We start from the raw sequence: 19,002 nt of genomic DNA on the forward strand, positions 1-19,002 counted from the left end.
ATATTAGTATTATATTTGATAAATAATATAAATACTAATAATTATGAAAATAATGAGGCTAAAACAAATATATTTATACGAAAAATTAATGATATCCGATCGAAATACACCCTAGGGTAAGCATCTTGTATATATAAAAACAATTTTTCGGACTCGATCCGGAATGCAAGGACGCAACCCTCGTGTGATATCGGCTCGGGTTTGCGATGACCTCTTTTTATCGTCGCCATATATCGTTATCGGCGTTCAAGGCTCCTTTTGGTGTATCTGCTTTGTTCGGTTTTCTGGCTGCGGCCGTTTTACCGCTTGAAGCTGTCCATGCCGGAAACTGCGCGCCGGCCATTGATGGTGCCTCCCTGGCTGCGGCGATCGGTCAGGTCAACGCCGGAACCTGTGACACCATCGAGATTACGGGCGATATCACTCTCTCCAACCAGGACCTTCCTGTGATCGACCGTAATGGCGCTACGATCACCATCCGCGGCAGCGGCGGATCCCGTACGGTCGATGGGACCGGAACCTCCCGGCTTTTCACCGTGGTTGGTGGCAATGTCACCATGCAGAACTTCAATATTTCTAATGGTTTGGCCAAGGGTGGTGATGGCGGCGACGACGGTGCCGGGGCTGGTGCGGGAGGTGGTGCACTCGGCGCAGGCGGCGGTGTTTTTGTCGCCGCGGGTGCCAGTGTGACCTTGAGAGACGTTGATCTTAGCGGCAACTCGGCTCAGGGCGGTAAAGGTGGTGATGCCGCGTTGACCGGAGGGTTTTTCAGCGGCGGCGCCGGCGGGGGTGGGTTGAATGGCGGAAACGGCGGGTCTGGCTCTGCTGCAAACAAAGATGGAGGAAAAGGCGGCGGCGGGGGGTTCGGCGCAGATGGCGGCGATGTGACGTCTGTCGTCAACAGCCATGGCGCCGGTGGTGGTGGCGGAGGCAACAATGCTCAATCGGGCGGGACCAGTGGGCTCGGTGGTGCAGGAGATAGCGGCCACGGCGGCAGCGGTTCAGCGCAGGACAGTGGCACCGCGGGAGGTGCCGGCACGGATATGGGCGGCGGTGGCGGGAGCGGCGCTATAAATACAAATTCCGTGGGTGCGCACGGAGGTGATGGCGGCGCTTTGGGCGGCGGCGGCGGGGGGAGCGGAGCCGCTGGTCCCAATTCCCCGGTATCAGGCGCTGATCGTGGCGGACATGGCGGGTTCGGCGGCGGCGGCGGTGGTGGTGGAACAAACATCGAGAATTCGCCAGGCTCCCACTCGGGAGGTGCTGGTGGTATGGGGGGATTTGGAGCTGGCGGTGGCGGTGGCGGTTCGGTGCTGACCTACGGTGACGCTTCTCCAGGCAACTCTGACGGTGGTACAGGCGGCTTGCTCGGTGGGCAGGGCGGCGACGGGGGCGCACACACCTCGGCTCTTGCAAGCGGTGGCGGCGGTGGTGGCGGTGCCGGCGCCGGCGGTGCGGTCTTTGTACAAAATGGCGGCACCCTGATCCTTGGTGAAGGTGTCACTTTTGGCGGGTCGGGGGCCAATCGTGTAGCTGGCGGTGTGGGCGGCAGTTCGGGGTCTACGGCGGAAGATGGCGATGACGGCGCGGCTGGAGGGGCCGCCGGCGCCAAGGTCTACGCGATCGATGCCTCCGCCGGGTTGGGAGACTACGCCGCCGTTGGCTTTGACGTCGCGAACGGTAACGTCCGTACGCTCTCAGGCGCAGATGCCGATCTGCTGCAGAGTGGATATAGCGGCCAGTTGGCGAAAACAGGCGCAGGCGAGCTGGTGGTATCATCGCCGACTGCCCTCACGACAGGTGGTTGGTCTGTGGCCGCAGGCAGCCTTCGGGGCAATACAAGCAACCTCGCCGGCGATATCACGACGGCGGGCCTGGTTTACATCAGTCAGGATTTCGATGGCGTCTATGCCGGTGATCTGAGCGGCGACGGTGGGGTCGTAAAGACCGGGACCGGGACGGTGACTCTGACCGGAAACAACAACTCCCATCGCGGACCTGTGCGGATTGAGGGTGGCGCATTATCGGTCAGCGGCTCGGGCCTTGGTGATACCTCGGCAGTGATCCTTGCCGGCGGTGATCTTACCGTAACCGGCGGCGTCGAGAGGATCGGATCCCTGGCCGGTGGTGGAGGCGGTAACGGCAATATCCTGCTCAACGGTGCGCTTGAGGTGGGCGCCGACAACAGCAGCACTGAATTTGCCGGCGTCATCTCAGGCACCGGCGCCTTGCGCAAGAGAGGTACCGGTACGCTTACCCTGAGTGGGCTGAACACCTACAGCGGCCCTACAACGGTGGTTTCGGGTGTTTTGGTCGTGAACGGGGCAATTGTGTCGGACACAACGGTCACTCCGAATGCCAGGTTGGAAGGTACAGGCAGCCTTGGTCGCATCGATAATCGCGGCGAGCTGGCGCCGGGGAACGGAATCGGGACCATGACGGTGAACGGTAATTTGATTTTGAGAAATGGGAGTGTGCTTGAGATCGAGTTCGATGCGGCGGGCAATGCGGATAAGATCGTCGTGGCCGGCACGGCGACACTGGATGGTACGCTGCGCATGCTGCCTCAAGTGGGAGCTTATACCAAGAATCACAGATATCTAGTGATCGATGCCGGTGCTGTGACGGGCAGTTTTTCTGCGGCGGATATCGCGCAGAGCACGCGTCTGGCTGGTGTGCAGGTCCAAGTCACAATCACGGCAGATCAGGTGTTCATGGAGCTGACCGGGGCCTCAATCGGGCAGATTGCGGACGACTGGCCCAGTGGTCCGGTAGCAGACTATATCGAACCTTTGCGTCGCGACGCGAGAGGAGATCGTGCGAAGGCTCTTTCCGCTCTTGAGCTCCTCCCCATAGGCGAACTGAACGATGCGTTGAACGCTTTGTCGCCGCAGACTGTCGATGCAATCCCCGAAATGAAAGGGGCTTATCATCGTTTGATGACGGGTTTGATGGAGGCACGTTTGCGTCGCCTGCGCGCGGCGCCTGACGTCGTGAACCGGAGCAGCGGATCGGCGCCCCTGCCCTCCCGTTGGGACTCCTTGCCGGACCAGACAAACTGGAACTGGCAGCCACCCAAGAGCTTGAAGGATGAGGTGCTGGCTGTTGCACATTTAAGCGAAGAGAGTGCTTCCCTGTTTGAGTACGATGGCCTTCCTTACACATTCTGGACCCAGTTGATCGGCGAGACCGGTCAGAAGGAGACCGAGAGCCGGTTTTTGGGATACGACTATCAGATTTATGGCCTCGCGACGGGTGTTGATCGCCGGCTCTCTCAGGAATGGGAGGTCGGGGCCGTTCTTGCGCTTGGCCGGAGTGAAGCCGAGTTCGACCGGGATCGCGGGACGACCGACGGCGAAACCCTCGCAGGCGGTATGTTTGTGGGCTGGACACCGGAGCCCGATGTCGCGCTTGATCTATCCCTATGGGGAGATGCAACCCATCTTGAGATGCAACGCAACATTGCATTCACGGGCATCGACCGCCAAGCGGATGCAGACGTGGACGTAAGGTCCTTGGGCATCAAGCTGCGGGGTGAGTTGAGACAGCAATTATCGGACCATTCCTACGCCGGCTATGGCGGACTTGGCTATGTGAGCAGCTGGCAGGAGTCCTACTGCGAGACAGGTGCAGGGTCTCTAAATCTCTGCGTCGAAGATGCCATGACGGGCGAGTTTTTCGGTGAACTTGGGGTGAAGATCGCTCACGACGTCGTTTTTCCCGAGAGCAGACTCACATTGGATGCCGACTTTGCGCTCGTTGCAAATCTGCCGACCGATGATCGTGCCATACGGTCAGGTTTTGCCGGTGACGGCACCTTTGAAATTGCCGGAGACGATGATTTTGACGCAGGCATATCGCCAAGCTTCGGTGCGTCCTACCAGGCAGATGACCAGCTATCGATTTCAGCGCGTTACGAAGGGCACTTCGAAGAGGACCTGACCGTTCACGGCGTTCAGCTGGGTTTGCAATATCGATTCTAAGACTATTCCGGATCGCTGCCGCCGTTTTGCTCCAGCCTGCGCCGGGCTTCCTTGCGTTGAAACCAGCGAAAGAAGAAATAGATCCCGCCGCACACGAGGACTAGGCCCAGACCGACCTGTCCCACGGCCGGCGGCAGATGCATGGTCTCGGCAGCGATCGCCAGCACGGCTCCGACCAGCACATTGGCGATCATGATCCACATGATGCTGGTGAAGATGGCGTCCTTGGGCTCCGCTTGCGCGTGGCGCGAGGCCGAGTTGTCCCGTCGGGGTGGTTCGGGTTGCGAATTATCCTGCACGAAAGAGCCTTTCTCTGCCCGGAGGTGTTAGCGCAGGTATACCGCTGTGCTTGACATGACGGCAAGACTAGCCAAATTAGCGCCGACACTCGAGAAATCGTTGGGATGAAAAAGCGCCTCGCGCCTTGCAGGCCGTGAGTCTCTGCTTATATAACCCGCTAAGCATTACGGTTATTTAACTTCACCTAACGGGACCAAGCGGTGGTGCTTGCTGAATAAGGCCACCCAAGAGTTTGCTACGCGTGAGGAGCACATGAGCAAAGTTATCGGAATCGACCTCGGGACGACCAATTCCTGTGTCGCCGTCATGGACGGTAAGGACGCGAAGGTCATTGAAAATTCGGAAGGTGGACGGACAACCCCCTCCATGGTTGCCTTCGCTGAATCCGGCGAACGGCTCGTCGGACTGCCGGCGAAACGCCAGTCTGTTACCAACCCGGAAAACACTCTTTTTGCCATTAAGCGTTTGATCGGACGGCGTTTTGACGATCCGACGACCAAGAAGGACATCGATCTCGTTCCTTATAAGATCGTTAAGTCCGACGGTGGCGACGCCTGGGTTGAAGCACAGGGCGAGAACTACAGTCCGTCGCAGGTTTCCGCCTTTATCCTTCAGAAAATGAAAGAAACCGCCGAGACTTTCCTGGGCGAGACAGTGACCCAGGCCGTGATCACGGTGCCGGCCTATTTCAACGATTCGCAACGCCAGGCCACCAAGGACGCCGGTAAAATCGCCGGTCTCGAGGTCCTGCGCATCATCAACGAGCCGACCGCGGCAGCTTTGGCCTACGGCCTGGAGAAGCGTGGCTCCGGCACGATCGCAGTCTATGACCTTGGCGGCGGTACCTTTGATATCTCGGTTCTGGAGATCGGCGACGGGGTCTTCGAGGTCAAGTCGACCAACGGCGATACCTTCCTGGGCGGTGAAGACTTCGATGCCAAGATCATCGAGTACCTTGCCGAGGAGTTCAAAAAGGAACAGGGCATCGATCTGCGCGCCGACAAGCTTGCGCTGCAGCGTCTGAAAGAGGGCGCCGAGAAAGCCAAGATCGAGCTTTCCTCCTCGACTCAGACCGAAGTCAACCTGCCCTTCATCACGGCTGACGCGAGCGGTCCCAAGCATCTGAACATCAAGCTGACCCGGGCGAAGCTCGAAGCCCTGGTCGATGATCTGGTGCAGCGGACCATGGGCCCTGTCAAGGCGGCTCTGAAGGACGCCGGTGTCTCGCCGGGTGAAATCGACGATATCATCATGGTCGGCGGCATGACCCGCATGCCCAAGGTCTATGAGACCGTCAAAAGCTTCTTCGGCAAGGATCCGCACCGTGGTGTGAACCCGGATGAGGTTGTGGCTTCGGGCGCAGCCATCCAGGCCGGTGTGCTGCAGGGTGATGTCAAAGACGTTCTGCTGCTCGACGTGACGCCTCTGTCCCTGGGCATCGAAACCCTGGGCGGTGTCATGACCAAGCTGATCGACCGCAACACGACGATCCCGACCAAGAAAAGCCAGACCTTCTCGACGGCTGAAGACAACCAGACTGCTGTCACTATCCGCGTGTTCCAGGGTGAACGCGAGATGGCTGCTGACAACAAGGTGCTTGGTCAGTTTGATCTGGTCGGTATCCCCAACGCGCCGCGCGGCGTGCCTCAGATCGAGGTCACCTTTGACATCGACGCGAACGGTATCGTCAATGTCAGCGCCAAGGACAAGGCGACCGGCAAGGAACAGCAGATCCGCATCGAAGCTTCGGGTGGTCTGAGCGATGACGACATCGATCGCATGGTCAAGGATGCTGAGGCTAATGCCGAGAGCGACCGCCAGCGCCGTGAGATGGTCGAAGCCAAAAATCAGGCTGAATCCCTGATCCACACCACGGAGAAGACGCTCGGTGAGGCTGGCGACAAGATCGGCGATGCCGACAAGAACGCGATCGACGAGGCTGTGACGGCCCTGAAGACTGCGGTCGAAGGCGAGGATCTTGATGACATCAAGGCCAAGACCGAAGCTCTGGCTCAAGCTTCCATGAAGCTGGGCGAAGCCCTGTACCAGAGCAATGATGAAGCTGCGGCCGGTGGTGCCGATGGCGATGCGGGCGATGGCGCGCAAGCCGGCGGACAGGCTGCGGACGATGACCAGGTTGTCGATGCCGACTTCGAGGAAGTCGACGACGACAAGAAGGACAAAACCGCCTGAAGTCTAGGCTGCTGATTGAGAGGGGGCTGTCGTGAAAAGGTCATAAGGCCGCTCGCGACAGCCCTTTCAGCGGCTGGGGAAGAGACGAAGGCAAGTGAGGATTCATGTCGTTTGACGAAACCCTGGAGGGGATTCGTCTAGCTGTGATCCGATCTAAGGGCCGAAGGCCTGGGGTAATCGATGTCAAAGCAGGACTATTACGAAACGCTGGGGGTAACGCGCGATGCCAGCGCCGCGGATCTGAAATCCGCGTACCGGAAGCTCGCAATGAAGTATCACCCGGACCGCAATCCAGGTGATGCGGAAGCGGAACAGCAATTCAAAACCATCAACGAGGCTTACGGCATCCTGAAAGACGAGGATAGCCGAAACGCTTATGACCGCTATGGCCATGCTGCCTTTGACGGCGGTGGCGGCGGCGGTCGTGGCGCGGGTGGTTTCGACTTCAATTTCGGCAGTGGTTTCGCCGACATCTTCGATGAAATGTTCGGCGCAATGGGCGGCCGGCGCGGTGGCGACGCGGCACGCGGCTCTGATCTCCGCTTCAATATGGAGATCTCGCTCGAAGACGCTTACAGCGGCAAGACGACACAAATTCAGGTGCCGACCTCGGTTCCTTGCGACGTCTGCGACGGCAGCGGGGCTGAAAAGGGATCGTCGCCGGTTTCCTGCTCCACCTGTGCGGGCCGCGGACGTGTCCGGGCGCAGCAGGGCTTTTTCACCATCGAGCGCGCGTGCCCGAGTTGTCAGGGTGTGGGCCAGGTCATCGAGAAACCCTGCCGTCCCTGCGGTGGCCTTGGCCGGGTGGACAAGGAAAAGACCCTGCAGGTCAATGTGCCTCCCGGTGTTGAGGACGGAACGAGAATCCGTCTTGCCGGCGAGGGCGAGGCCGGCATGCGCGGCGCATCACCCGGTGATCTCTACATCTTTCTCTCGATCATGCCGCATCGCATCTTCCAGCGGGACGGTGCGAACATCTACTGCCGTGTTCCAATCCCCATGACGACCGCCGCTTTGGGGGGATCCGTCGAGGTGCCTGTCATCGACGGCGGCCGTGCCAAGGTCTCCGTGCCGGCCGGAACCCAGGCAAACCAGCGTTTCCGCCTCAAGGGCAAGGGCATGACGGTGCTGCGCTCCAGCGCGACCGGCGACATGTATGTTGAGGTTTCAGTGGAAACGCCGGTCAGCCTGACCAAACGCCAGCAGGAACTGCTGCGGGAATTCGCGGAAGAAGGCGAGAACCACAAAACCAATCCTGAATCCCACGGTTTCTTTAGCCGGGTGAAGGAGTTCTGGGAAGATCTCACCGAATAGCCTGTGGCGCGGCGCTCTCGCGGGCGGCGGACAGGGATCCCAATCTGGGCAAGTTCTATCCGGCGTGCTAAACCCGCACTGCGGGCTGGTGACGCGATTCTTCGTTTCGGAATGATCCGGACCAACCCCTCAAAGAAGAAATGAGAGCGGGGCAGATGGGCGACTGTAAAATCGGAATACTCGGCTGTGCGGGCCGGATGGGCCGCATGCTGATTGCGGCGACGCACGACCGCGCCGGCTGCGCTGTCGTCGGCGGCACGGAACCCGCAGGAAGCCCGTCTTTCGGCAAGGATCTCGGGGAACTGGCAGGTCTCGGCCCTATTGGAATCTTGGCCGCGGAGGATGCGTCTGCCCTCTTCACAGCATCCGATGTGGTGATTGATTTTACCGTGCCTGCCGCAAGCGTAGCCCACGCGGATATGGCGGCTGAGAGCGGGACCGCGCTTCTCATCGGCACGACCGGTCTGACTGGGGATCAAATTGCAATGATTGAGGCGGCCGGCAACAAGGCACCGATCCTGATCGCCGCTAACATGAGCCTCGGGGTCAATCTTCTGCTCGAAGTCGTCGAACAGGTCGCGGCTGCTCTGGACGAAGACTACGATATCGAGGTCCTGGAGATGCACCATCGACATAAGGTCGATTCGCCCTCGGGGACGGCTCTTGCGCTCGGCAAGGCGGCTGCGGCTGGCCGTGGAGTTGATCTGGAGGCCGTTGCCGATAAAGTGCGTGACGGCATTGTCGGCGCCCGTAAGCGCGGGGACATCGGCTTTGCGACGCTGCGCGGCGGTGATGTGTCCGGTGAGCATTCGGTCATCTTTGCGGCGGATGGTGAACGGGTGATCCTCAGCCATAAGGCCTCAAATCGTGAGGTCTTCTCGCGAGGCGCGATCACGGCGGCGCAGTGGCTGAACGGCCGTCCCGCCGGTGTCTATTCCATGAAAGACGTTTTGGGTCTCTCCAAATAGGGCATCCCGCTACTCGGGAATTTCCACGGTGACCTTGATGGCGGCATAGTAAGCCGCGAGATTTGCGATGTCTTCGTCGCTGAGACCCTGAGCGATGATCGACATCTGCTGGTGGGTTCGCTCGCCTGACCGAAACGCCTTGAGCTGCTTCGTGATATAGATCGCCCCCTCGCCCGCCAGATTGGGCACGTCGGGCATTTTCCTCAGCCCGTCGATGCCGTGGCAGACGCGGCAACCGCTTTCAACATCTGATTAAGCGCAGGTGTTTTTATCTATATCTGGGCGGGTGAGATGTTCGCCTGTCGCGCTTTCATAAGGGCTTCCGACACGACATTGGCGACTTCCGCGCGCTCTTCGGGGGCCAGAAAGCTCCCGATCACGAGGCTTTTTCCGTGCGAGCGCAAAGTCAGCGCCGAATCATGTTCCACCGGGTTGTCGATGTGAACCTGCAGCCAGGCCGGCTGAAAGTGCCAGCGCTTTGCTTTGCCGTGGTAATTCACCTTGGTAACTTCCAGATCATCCGGCGACATGCACAGCGTCTCGTAGTTGCGCCCATCCCGGTAGTTGATGCGGAACGCAAAATAAATCAGCAGTACGTCTAGTCCCATGAAGCCGACAACCGGCCAGGCGCCGGCCAGAAAGAAGGCCAGTCCGCCGACGAAGCTGATCGCGCAGACAGCGCTCATCAGAATCACGAAACCACGCGGACTGAGGCTCCGGTTGGGCCTCAGGCAGGCATCAAGCAGAAGCGGCTCTCCGCTTCTTACAGTGTGCGGCGCTTGTGTCTCGACAGCAGTCATGGAGAGAGCATAATACGAAAACCTGAATTCTTCGATAGTTTCTCTGAAAGTTTGATCCGCGCCATGAAAAAAGCCGACAGAATTGAATTCTTCGACCGCTTGGCGGCTGCCCTGCCCGAGCCCAAGGGCGAGCTGGATTATGTCAATGTCTATACCATGCTGGTCGCTGTCGTGCTCTCGGCGCAGGCAACGGATGTCGGGGTCAACAAAGCCACCAAAGAGCTCTTCAAGGTGGCCGACACCCCGGAGAAAATGCTGGCTCTGGGTGAGGCGAAACTGAAGTCGCATATCAAAACCATCGGCCTCTTCAATTCCAAGGCCAAGAACGTCATGGCGCTGTCGAAGCTGCTGGTCGAAAACTACGGCAGCTTGGTTCCCGATGACCGCGATGAACTTGAAAAGCTGCCGGGGGTCGGCCGTAAAACAGCGAACGTCGTCGTCAATCTCGCCTTCGGCCAACCGACCATTGCCGTGGACACACACCTGTTCCGGGTCTCGAACCGGACCGGTCTGGCACTGGGCAAGACGCCGCTGGAGGTCGAGCGGAAGCTTGATAAGGCGGTTCCGGCCGACAAGAAGCTGCATGCCCATCACTGGCTGATTCTGCATGGGCGGTATGTCTGCAAAGCCCGCAAACCGGAATGCCCGAGTTGTCTGGTCCTGGATCTCTGCGCCTACAAGGCCAAGACGACCCTGGAAGCTCCGAAACCGGCTTCAAAGCCCAGAGCTGCCAAGAAGAAGACCGCAAAGCCCGCCGCGAAACCCCGTAAGCGCGCTGTCTGAGCTCACGGTGTATAGAAATCAGAGTATCGAAGCCGGGCGAATGGAGCTGCTTAAGACGTCAGCTGTGCGCGCAGAAGTGCACCGAGACAGCTCCTTTGGTCGGTCTTTTGTGCATTGAGATCCCGTGCTTCGCTGTAAACCACTTTAAAGGGACTGTCCGGGTTGTCCTCTTCGTTATAAAGGAAGAGGTCCAGGACACAGTTTTTGCCGCGATATTGCCAGATTTCAGCGGGATTTTCGCGCCGCACCAGATCCGGTTGCCCCAGCAGGCCATTGAGATCGTCGCGTGTCATGGTGAGCAACTGCTCGGGATTGTCGTCGACATCCGGTAAAGCCGGTGCTTTCGGTACTGCGCTTTCCTGGACCGGCGCCTTCCCGTCGGCCGCCTCGGGGCCAGAAGTCTCGGCCGAGGCCTCACCTGCGGACGGGACATTGCGGGATTGGGCGCATGCGCTCAGAAGCCCGGCAGCGACAATCACAGCCATGATCACCGCAAACCGGCGGGCGGATGTCCCCCTCTCCATCATCGTGATCACGTTGCAGATCCTCCTGTCCGGCGCCTGAGTTCTTCAAAGAGATGCAGCATGAAGGCCGTGGCGATGATCGGCGTAAAGAGGTTCAGGATCGGAATCGTCAGCAGGAATGCGATGATCGCGCCGGCCAGGATGACGCGCAGGCGGAAATGCTTGCGCAGGCGCGTCGCGCCTTTGATGTCGAGCCTGCGCACCGCGACCAGTTCGAAGTACTCGCGCCCCAAGAGGTAGCCGTTGATCAGGTAGAAGAGCACAAGATTAAGCGGTGGAAGGAAGAGCAGGGCGATGTAAAACGGCAAGGCAACGATATTGATCACCAGCGTCACCAGCGTAAAGACCAGGGCGCCACGGATCGCCTCGCCATTTGGCTGGTGCCGGGCGGCGGGCAGGCCCGGGTAGTGTTTGCGCTCTACCGCCTCGGCGATCGGGTCGAGCAGAAAGGACATGCCGATCAGCATGACCGACGGGAAAAGAAACAGGCTCACCAACAAAAGCGCACCGATGGAGGCCGCGCTGAAGAGCCAGTCTGCAGCGGTCTGGATCCATTCTATGGAGACGTTTTCCGCGACCCAGACGCCGACCCCTTCCCCCAGCCAGGAGAGCGTAAAACTGGCAATCACCCAGAGCAGGATGAAAATCGCCAGCGATATCAGAAAGGACAGGACAAAAACACGGCGGAACGCGGGATCTGCGGACTGACCGAAGGCCTTGGAGAGCGCATTGAACATGGTCAGCCTTTTAATACGGCCTGCGAGGCGGGACAAGACGCCATTTTGAGGCTGAGAAGACTTTGCAGGGACTTGATTAAGAGCCGTTTGCTTCGGGATCACAGATCTGTAACGGGTTCTGTGTTTAGCTGCGGCCAAAGCGGTAAAGACTGTTAGCTTGCTGTAAATCAGCTCCGACTATACTCTGCGCGCCGTTTTCACGGAATTTTATCGGAACAGCAAGCATGGCAGATCAGCTTTTGGACGTTGTCGGTATCGGCAACGCCATTGTCGACGTTTTGGCTCAGTCGGACGACGCATTTTTGAAAGAACACGACCTGGTGAAGGGAGCGATGACGTTGGTCGATGCCGAGCGTTCCGCCGCGCTCTACGACGCCATGGGGCCGGGCGTTGAAGCTTCGGGAGGATCTGCCGGTAATACCATGGCCGGAATTGCGTCCTTGGGCGGCAGGGGCGGCTATATCGGCAAAGTACGTGATGATCAGCTCGGCCGGATCTTTCAGCATGATATCCGGGCTGTCGGGATCGAGTACAATAATCCGCTGGCAGCTGAGGGCCCCTCGACGGGCCGCTGCCTGATCATGGTGACGCCGGATGCCCAGCGGACCATGAATACCTTCCTCGGTGCCGCCGTCGACCTCGGACCGCAGGATTTGGATCTGGAGATGATCCGCCGCGCCAAGGTGACCTATATGGAGGGCTATCTCTGGGATATGCCCCCGGCCAAGGCCGCCTACCTGGAGGCTGCCGCTGCGGCCCACGCCGCCGGACGCAAAGTTTCGCTCACACTTTCCGATTCTTTTTGCGTTGAGCGTCACCGGGACTCCTTTTTGGAGCTGATCAGCGGGCATGTGGATCTGCTGTTTGCCAACCATGACGAAATCTGTGCGCTATTTCAGGTGGATAGCTTTGAAGACGCGATGAAGCAGGTGCGTGGCCACTGCGAAATTGCCGCGATAACCCGCGGCGAACGGGGCTCAGTGATCGTTTCGGGCGACGAAACCGTCGAGGTCGAAGCGGAATCTATCGAGCAACTGGTTGACACGACCGGGGCTGGCGACCTATATGCCGCAGGATTCCTTTATGGCTATACACAGGGCAAAAGCCTTTATGACTGTGGCCGGATCGCTTCGATCGCCGCAGCCGAAGTCATTTCGCATTTTGGTGCCAGACCGGCGACCCCGCTCGCGGCATTTGTGAAACAACGGATTGGATAGGGCCTTTGCCGCTGTCCAAGGAAACTCAAGGTTAAAGCGATGAGTGAGACGTCCCAGGCCGGCGGCGGTCAGGTAGCGAACGATCAGGTCAACACGAAGCTGCGCAACGTGGCGATTATCGCCCACGTCGACCACGGCAAGACCACACTGGTGGATGAACTGCTGAAACAGTCCGGTGTCTACCGTGACAACCAGCAGGTCACCGAGCGGGCCATGGACAGCAACGACCTGGAGCGCGAGCGCGGGATCACGATCCTGGCCAAGTGCACCGCGGTCGACTGGCAGGACACCCGCATCAATATCGTCGATACCCCGGGCCACGCCGACTTCGGTGGCGAGGTCGAGCGCATCCTCTCGATGGTCGACGGCGTTGTGTTGCTGGTCGATGCCGCCGAAGGCCCCATGCCGCAAACCAAGTTCGTGACCCAGAAAGCCCTGGCCCGTGGTCTGAACCCGATTGTGGTCATCAACAAGGCGGACAAGCCCGATGCCCGGCCCTTCTGGGTTCAGGATCAGGTCTTCGACCTCTTCGCCGCCCTGGGTGCCAACGACGAACAGCTCGATTTCCCAACGCTCTTTGCCTCGGCAAAGCAGGGCTGGGCCGTGACAGATCTGGAAGATCCGCGCGAGAACATGACCGCGCTCTTCGATCTGGTGCTGGAATCGGTTCCGGCGCCTGCGGGCGATACGACGAAGCCTTTCGCCATGCTGGCGACGACTCTGGAAGCCGATCCCTACTTGGGACGGATCCTGACGGGCCGTATCCACAGCGGTATCGCCAAGGTCAACATGCCCGTGCGGGTTCTCGACCGTGACGGTAAAATCCTGCAGGAGGGCCGCCTCAGCAAGCTGCTGTCCTTCCAGGGTCTGAAACGGGTGCCGGTCGATGAAGCCAGCGCTGGTGACATCGTGGCCATTGCGGGCCTGACCGAGGCAACGGTCGCCAACACCATCGCGGCGACCTCGGTCACGGAGGCAATCACGGCACAGCCGATCGACCCGCCAACCCTGGCCATGACCTTTGCGGTCAATGATTCGCCCCTCGCCGGGCGCGAGGGCGACAAGGTCACCAGCCGGATGATCCGCGACCGTCTGCTGCGCGAAGCCGAGGGCAACGTCGCGATCCGCATCACCGAGACCGAGGACAAGGATGCCTTCGAAGTCGCCGGACGTGGCGAACTGCAGCTCGGCGTTCTGATCGAGACCATGCGCCGCGAGGGCTACGAGCTCTCCATCAGCCGCCCACGGGTGCTCTTCAGAAACGATCCTGAGAGCGGACAGCGCCAGGAGCCGATGGAAGAGGTCGTGATCGACGTCGACGACGACTATTCGGGCGTCGTGGTCGAGAAGATGAGCGAACGCAAAGCCGAGCTGACCGATATGCGCCCCTCCGGCGGCGGCAAGACCCGTGTGACCTTCATTGCGCCTTCGCGTGGTCTGATCGGTTACCATGGCGAGTTCCTAACCGACACTCGCGGCACCGGAATCATGAACCGCATCTTCCACGATTTCGGTCCTTACAAAGGTCCGATCCAGGGCCGCCGGACCGGCGTGCTGATTTCCAACGGCAACGGTACGGCTGTGCCCTTTGCACTCTGGAACCTGGAGGAGCGCGGCGAGATCTTCATTCACCCCGGCTCCCCGGTCTACGAAGGCATGATCATCGGTGAGCATTCGCGGAACAACGATCTCGAAGTCAACCCGATGAAGGCCAAGCAGCTCACCAATATGCGGGCTTCGGGCAAGGATGAGGCCGTGCGCCTGACCCCGCCGCGCGTGCGCAGCCTGGAGCAGGCCCTGTCCTACATTGCCGACGATGAACTGGTCGAAGTCACACCGAAGTCGATCCGGTTGCGCAAACAGCTTCTTTGTCCGCATGAGCGCAAGAAACAGAGCCGACTGAAGGATGCCGGCTGAAGCCAGCAGCAAGTCTGACAGAGCCTCGACCTCGCTAAGCTGGGTTGCGGCACTGTCGGTCTATCGACACCCGCGCGTTCTGGGCATGCTGTTCCTCGGCTTTTCCGCGGGTCTGCCCTTCCTTTTGCTCTTTTCCACCCTTTCCTTCTGGATGAGCGAAGCCGGGGTCAGCGTTACGACCATCGGGCTCTTCAGCTGGGTCGGGATCACCTTTTCCATCAAGGTCTTCTGGGCACCGGTGGTCGATCGTCTGCCAGTGCCGCTCTTTACAACGCTGCTTGGCAAACGGCGTGGCTGGATGCTGCTGGCGCAGATTGCCATCGCCGGAGGTTTGCTGGGGATTTCCCAGAGCGACCCGCTGCTGGAATTGGAAGTGATCGTCTACTTCGCGCTTCTGGTCGCCTTTGCTTCGGCCACCCAGGACATTGCCATCGATGCCTACCGCATCGAGGCGGTCGAGCAGTCGCTGCAAGGCGCGATGTCCGGGACCTACCAGGTCGGCTATCGCATCGGCCTCTTGGTGGCTGGAGCAGGGGCGCTTTACATTGCCGAGCTCGCGTCCTGGCCGGCGGCGTATATCACCATGGCCGTCTTCGTTGGGGTTGGAATGGTGACCGTGCTCATCATTCGCGAGCCTGAGGTTTCGCAGGATCAGGCCACTCTTCTGCGCGAGGCCGCTTTACTGGATCCGATCGAGAACCTGGGGATCCGGGACGGACTGCTGCACCGGATCGTCGCCTGGTTTTCCAGTGCAGTGGTCAGCCCATTGGTTGACTTCTTTGCCCGCAATGGAAAATTCGCCCTGATCATCCTGGCTTTTGTGGGACTTTACAGGCTCTCCGACATCACCCTGGGGGTCATGGCCAACCCTTTCTATAACGAGATCGGCTTCTCCAAGATCGATATTGCCAATATTGCAAAGGTTTACGGCGTTATTGCGACCCTGGTGGGCGCACTTCTCGGCGGCATTCTGGTGGTGCGGATCGGTCTCCTGAAGTCCCTCCTGATCGGTGCGCTGATGGTCGCGCTGACCAACCTCGTCTTTGCACTTCTGGCGGTGGTGGGCCCGGATCTGACCATGCTGACGGTGGCGATCAGCGCCGACAATATCTCTGGCGGCCTGGCAGGCTCCGTCTTCATTGCCTATCTCTCAAGCCTGACCAACACGGCCTACACGGCAACCCAGTACGCTCTCTTTTCTTCGCTTTTCACCCTGCCCGGTAAGATCGTGGCGGGAGGTTCGGGCTATATGGTCGAGGCCGCCGGTTACGTGAACTTCTTTTTCTATGCCTCCGCTCTCGGCATTCCGGCGATCCTGCTGGTGCTTTACCTCATGTATCACGAGCGCCAAAAGCCTGTTGCTGATCTAAAGCCCTGACAATCCAGAATTCCGGCCGGCCGTCTTTCGCCCGCCCGGTTTTGACCCCGGATCAGGAGTCAAATTGTCACAGACCCGCAATTTTTTTGCACCGCAACAAAATCAGAATTATACTTTTTGTTCCGTAACTTAAACAGTGGATACGGCAAATGAGTATTCGGCACCTGGACAGCCTTTTCAATCCGAAGTCTCTCGCGTTGATCGGTGCCAGCCGGCGCAGCGAATCCTTGGGCGCGGTGCTGGCGGCCAACCTTATGTCGGCGGGGTTTGAAGGGCAGATTTACCCGATCCATCCAAAGGCGCAGGAGATCGGTGATCGGGTCGCCTATCCCAGCGTCGCCGATCTGCCCGAAGCGCCGGATCTGGCGGTCATCGCGACGCCGCCGGATGCAGTTCCGGAATTGATCGCTCAGTTGGCCGCGCGTGGCACACGATCCGCGGTGGTGATCACGGCCGGTTTCGGAGAGGGCGGTGATCAGGAAGGCGAACAGCGGCTGCAGGATATGCTGGACGCGGCCCGGACCAATACTCTGAGGATCGTCGGCCCCAATTGTCTGGGCGTGATCGTGCCCGGGGCCGGATTGAATGCGAGTTTCAGCCACATCGCCGCTTTACCGGGAGACCTCGCGTTCGTGACACAGTCCGGAGCGATGGTGACCGCTATGCTTGATTGGGCGACGCCCCGCGGCATCGGCTTCTCCCACGTGGTCTCCCTCGGCGACAAAAGCGATGTCGATTTCGGCGATATGCTTGACTACCTGGCCCTGGACTTCAAAACCCGGGCGATCCTGCTCTACGTCGAATCCATTACCCATGCCCGCAAGTTTATGTCGGCCGCGCGGGCTGCGGCCCGCTCCAAACCGGTGATCGTCATCAAAGGCGGGCGCTACGCCGAGGGCGCCAAAGCGGCCGCCTCCCACACCGGCGCCCTGGCTGGCAGTGATGCGGTATATGACGCAGTATTCGCGAGAGCCGGCCTCTTGCGGGTCTTCAGCCTGGAAGAGCTGTTTGATGCCGCGGAGACGCTGGCGACTGCCCGCTCGGTGAGGGGCGACCGTCTGGCTATTGCGACCAACGGCGGTGGTCTCGGAGTCCTGGCGACGGATGCCCTGATCGAGGAAGGCGGCCGTTTGGCGGAACTCACTCCCGAGACAATCGATGACCTGAGCGCGGTGCTGCCTGCGACCTGGAGCCACAGTAACCCCGTCGATATTATCGGCGACGCGCCCGGCGAACGCTATGCGGCGACTCTTGATGCCCTGTTGAAGGAGCCTGCCGCCGACGCTCTTCTGGTCATGAACTGCCCAACGGCCGTTGCGTCCTCAACGGAGGCGGCGCAGTCCGTGATCTCCAGCATCGAGAAACACACTGCGGCACGCGGGAGATCAAACGCCAAAACGGTCTTTACGGCCTGGGTCGGCGACGCGGCTGCGCGCGAGGCGCGGCATATTTTCTCCGAGAAGCATATCCCGACCTATGACACACCGGAACAGGCGGTGCGGGGGTTCATGCATCTGGTCCGCTACCGGCGGAACCAGGAGCTGTTGTCGGAAACGCCGAGCTCCATCGTTGCCAGCGAGGACAGCGATGAGTCCGCGCCGGATTGGTCGGCCGCGCACAGCATCATGGTCGCGGCCATGGCGGAGAACCGCGAATGGCTGAACGAACCGGAGGCCAAGGCCGTCCTTGCCGCCTATGGCATCCCGGTCGTCCAGACCTTTCAGGTTGCGACGCCTGAGGAGGCTGCCGCCGCCGCGGAGCGGATTGACGGTCCCGTGGCACTCAAGATCCTCTCACCGGACCTCACGCACAAGAGCGATATCGGCGGGGTCGAGTTGGGCTTGAACGGGAACGACGAAGTTCTGCATGCGGCCCGTGAGATGAATGCGCGGGTCAGCCGTTTGGCGCCCAACGCGACACTGAAGGGTTTCTCGGTTCAGTCTTTCTGTCAAAGGCCCAAGGCCCAGGAACTGATCCTCGGCGCGGCCACGGACGCTCAGTTCGGCCCGGTCTTGCTGTTTGGTGCCGGCGGAACGGCGGTCGAGGTCTTGGGTGACAAATCGATCGGGCTGCCGCCGCTCAACTCGACGCTGGCGCGGGACTTGATCACCAGGACCCGCGTGTTCAAGTTGCTGGAGGGTTACCGTGACCGGCCCCCGGCGGATTTGGATGCCTTAAGTGCCGCGCTGATCAGGCTCTCGGATTTGGTGGTCGACTTTGCCGAAATCGCGGAGATCGACATCAACCCCCTTCTGGCGGATGACCAGGGTGTCATCGCGCTGGATGCGCGCATTCGTCTGTGCCCCAAGAGCGCTTCTGCAATCGAACGCCTTGCGATCAGGCCCTATCCGCGTGAACTGGAACAGAATTTCGCTATTCGCGATGGCACCGATATCTTTTTGCGCCCGATCCGGCCGGAAGACGAGCCAATGCTTCAGAGCATGTTCGACCGGCTCTCGCCAGAGGACATCCGTTTGCGCTTCTTTGCGTCCCTGACCGAGTTAAGCCACAGCTTCGCCGCGCGCTTGACCCAGATCGACTATCATCGCGAGATGGCTTTTGTTGCCTTGAAAGAGGGTGACGACGGCGAACCCGAGATCTGGGGGGTCGTGCGGATCTCTGCCGACCCGGACAATGAGCGCGCGGAGTATGCCGTCCTCGTCCGCTCCGACATCAAGGGCCGCGGGCTCGGCGCGGAGTTGATGAACCGCATCATCGACTATGCCGTGCGCCGCGGACTGAGTGAGATCTGGGGCGATGTCCTTGACCACAACAAGCGCATGCTAGAGCTGGTCAAGGAGCTTGGTTTTTCGGTCCGGCATCTGCCCGATGAGCCCGGCATCGTCCGCGTGGTCAAGCGCCTGGACGCCGTCGATTAGCGGTATTTG

Annotated in this window: 13 protein-coding genes and 1 pseudogene; 9 read left to right on the plus strand and 5 right to left on the minus strand. The window is 59.9% G+C overall.

The window, feature by feature from the left end:
• Positions 1 to 272 precede the first annotated feature (272 nt).
• On the plus strand, positions 273 to 3,983 hold the full coding sequence (locus tag FKG95_RS29680; RefSeq protein WP_179954098.1) for an autotransporter outer membrane beta-barrel domain-containing protein: 3,711 nt from the start codon (positions 273 to 275) through the stop codon (positions 3,981 to 3,983).
• 2 nt (positions 3,984 to 3,985) lie between these two features.
• On the opposite strand, the gene FKG95_RS14405 is transcribed toward FKG95_RS29680, so the two are convergent.
• On the minus strand, positions 3,986 to 4,282 hold the full coding sequence (locus tag FKG95_RS14405) for a hypothetical protein (protein ID WP_142897054.1): 297 nt from the start codon (positions 4,280 to 4,282) through the stop codon (positions 3,986 to 3,988).
• 253 nt (positions 4,283 to 4,535) lie between these two features.
• On the opposite strand from FKG95_RS14405, the gene dnaK reads away from it, so the two are divergent.
• From dnaK to dapB, 3 genes are all read left to right on the plus strand, one after another.
• Complete coding sequence (dnaK, locus tag FKG95_RS14410; protein ID WP_142897055.1) at positions 4,536 to 6,476, plus strand: molecular chaperone DnaK; 1,941 nt, start codon at positions 4,536 to 4,538, stop codon at positions 6,474 to 6,476.
• Positions 6,477 to 6,656: 180 nt separating this feature from the next.
• Positions 6,657 to 7,790 carry a molecular chaperone DnaJ gene (gene dnaJ / locus FKG95_RS14415; protein ID WP_142897056.1) on the plus strand — a complete coding sequence of 378 codons (1,134 nt, stop codon included), beginning with the start codon at positions 6,657 to 6,659 and terminating at the stop codon, positions 7,788 to 7,790.
• A gap of 155 nt (positions 7,791 to 7,945) precedes the next feature.
• Positions 7,946 to 8,758: a 4-hydroxy-tetrahydrodipicolinate reductase gene (dapB, locus tag FKG95_RS14420; protein WP_142897057.1), complete on the plus strand. Its 813-nt coding sequence runs from the start codon at positions 7,946 to 7,948 to the stop codon at positions 8,756 to 8,758.
• Between the two features lie 9 nt (positions 8,759 to 8,767).
• Here dapB and FKG95_RS14425 read toward each other — a convergent pair.
• Positions 8,768 to 8,986: pseudogene (locus FKG95_RS14425) on the minus strand (c-type cytochrome); the annotation flags it as partial.
• Between the two features lie 44 nt (positions 8,987 to 9,030).
• A complete protein-coding gene (locus FKG95_RS14430; RefSeq protein ID WP_142897059.1) occupies positions 9,031 to 9,558 on the minus strand; it encodes a DUF2244 domain-containing protein in 528 nt (175 codons plus the stop codon).
• A gap of 63 nt (positions 9,559 to 9,621) precedes the next feature.
• On the opposite strand from FKG95_RS14430, the gene nth reads away from it, so the two are divergent.
• Positions 9,622 to 10,341, plus strand: coding sequence for an endonuclease III (gene nth / locus FKG95_RS14435; protein WP_142897060.1), 720 nt, complete (start codon positions 9,622 to 9,624; stop codon positions 10,339 to 10,341).
• A gap of 50 nt (positions 10,342 to 10,391) precedes the next feature.
• Here the strand turns inward: nth and FKG95_RS14440 are convergent, their stop codons facing one another.
• Both FKG95_RS14440 and FKG95_RS14445 read right to left on the minus strand, forming a co-directional pair.
• Complete coding sequence (locus tag FKG95_RS14440; RefSeq protein WP_142897061.1) at positions 10,392 to 10,877, minus strand: hypothetical protein; 486 nt, start codon at positions 10,875 to 10,877, stop codon at positions 10,392 to 10,394.
• Entirely contained in the window at positions 10,874 to 11,638 is a 765-nt protein-coding gene (locus FKG95_RS14445) for an EI24 domain-containing protein (RefSeq protein WP_179954099.1), read from the minus strand. The genes FKG95_RS14440 and FKG95_RS14445 overlap by 4 nt, the downstream gene beginning before the upstream one ends.
• A gap of 188 nt (positions 11,639 to 11,826) precedes the next feature.
• Here FKG95_RS14445 and FKG95_RS14450 point away from each other — a divergent pair, with 188 nt between their 5' ends.
• The 4 genes from FKG95_RS14450 (at position 11,827) to FKG95_RS14465 (ending at position 18,993) form a co-directional block, all read left to right on the plus strand.
• Positions 11,827 to 12,819, plus strand: coding sequence for an adenosine kinase (locus FKG95_RS14450; RefSeq protein WP_142897063.1), 993 nt, complete (start codon positions 11,827 to 11,829; stop codon positions 12,817 to 12,819).
• A 39-nt stretch (positions 12,820 to 12,858) separates the two neighbouring features.
• A complete protein-coding gene (gene typA, locus FKG95_RS14455; RefSeq protein WP_142897064.1) occupies positions 12,859 to 14,736 on the plus strand; it encodes a translational GTPase TypA in 1,878 nt (625 codons plus the stop codon).
• Complete coding sequence (locus FKG95_RS14460) at positions 14,726 to 16,114, plus strand: AmpG family muropeptide MFS transporter (protein WP_142897065.1); 1,389 nt, start codon at positions 14,726 to 14,728, stop codon at positions 16,112 to 16,114. The genes typA and FKG95_RS14460 overlap by 11 nt, the downstream gene beginning before the upstream one ends.
• Positions 16,115 to 16,263: 149 nt before the next feature.
• On the plus strand, positions 16,264 to 18,993 hold the full coding sequence (locus FKG95_RS14465; RefSeq protein ID WP_142897066.1) for a bifunctional acetate--CoA ligase family protein/GNAT family N-acetyltransferase: 2,730 nt from the start codon (positions 16,264 to 16,266) through the stop codon (positions 18,991 to 18,993).
• Positions 18,994 to 19,002: the final 9 nt, after the last annotated feature.

It is taken from the genome of Denitrobaculum tricleocarpae (assembly GCF_007004665.1).
In the GTDB taxonomy this organism is placed as follows: Bacteria; Pseudomonadota; Alphaproteobacteria; order Kiloniellales; family Kiloniellaceae; genus Denitrobaculum; species Denitrobaculum tricleocarpae.

Coding starts and splice junctions, on each gene's coding strand:
- dnaK (WP_142897055.1), top strand. CDS start 4,536: ATGAGCAAAGTTATCGGAATCGACCTCGGGACGACCAATTCCTGTGTC.
- dnaJ (WP_142897056.1), top strand. CDS start 6,657: ATGTCAAAGCAGGACTATTACGAAACGCTGGGGGTAACGCGCGATGCC.
- dapB (WP_142897057.1), top strand. CDS start 7,946: ATGGGCGACTGTAAAATCGGAATACTCGGCTGTGCGGGCCGGATGGGC.
- FKG95_RS14430 (WP_142897059.1), bottom strand. CDS start 9,558: ATGACTGCTGTCGAGACACAAGCGCCGCACACTGTAAGAAGCGGAGAG.
- nth (WP_142897060.1), top strand. CDS start 9,622: ATGAAAAAAGCCGACAGAATTGAATTCTTCGACCGCTTGGCGGCTGCC.
- FKG95_RS14450 (WP_142897063.1), top strand. CDS start 11,827: ATGGCAGATCAGCTTTTGGACGTTGTCGGTATCGGCAACGCCATTGTC.
- typA (WP_142897064.1), top strand. CDS start 12,859: ATGAGTGAGACGTCCCAGGCCGGCGGCGGTCAGGTAGCGAACGATCAG.
- FKG95_RS14460 (WP_142897065.1), top strand. CDS start 14,726: ATGCCGGCTGAAGCCAGCAGCAAGTCTGACAGAGCCTCGACCTCGCTA.
- FKG95_RS14465 (WP_142897066.1), top strand. CDS start 16,264: ATGAGTATTCGGCACCTGGACAGCCTTTTCAATCCGAAGTCTCTCGCG.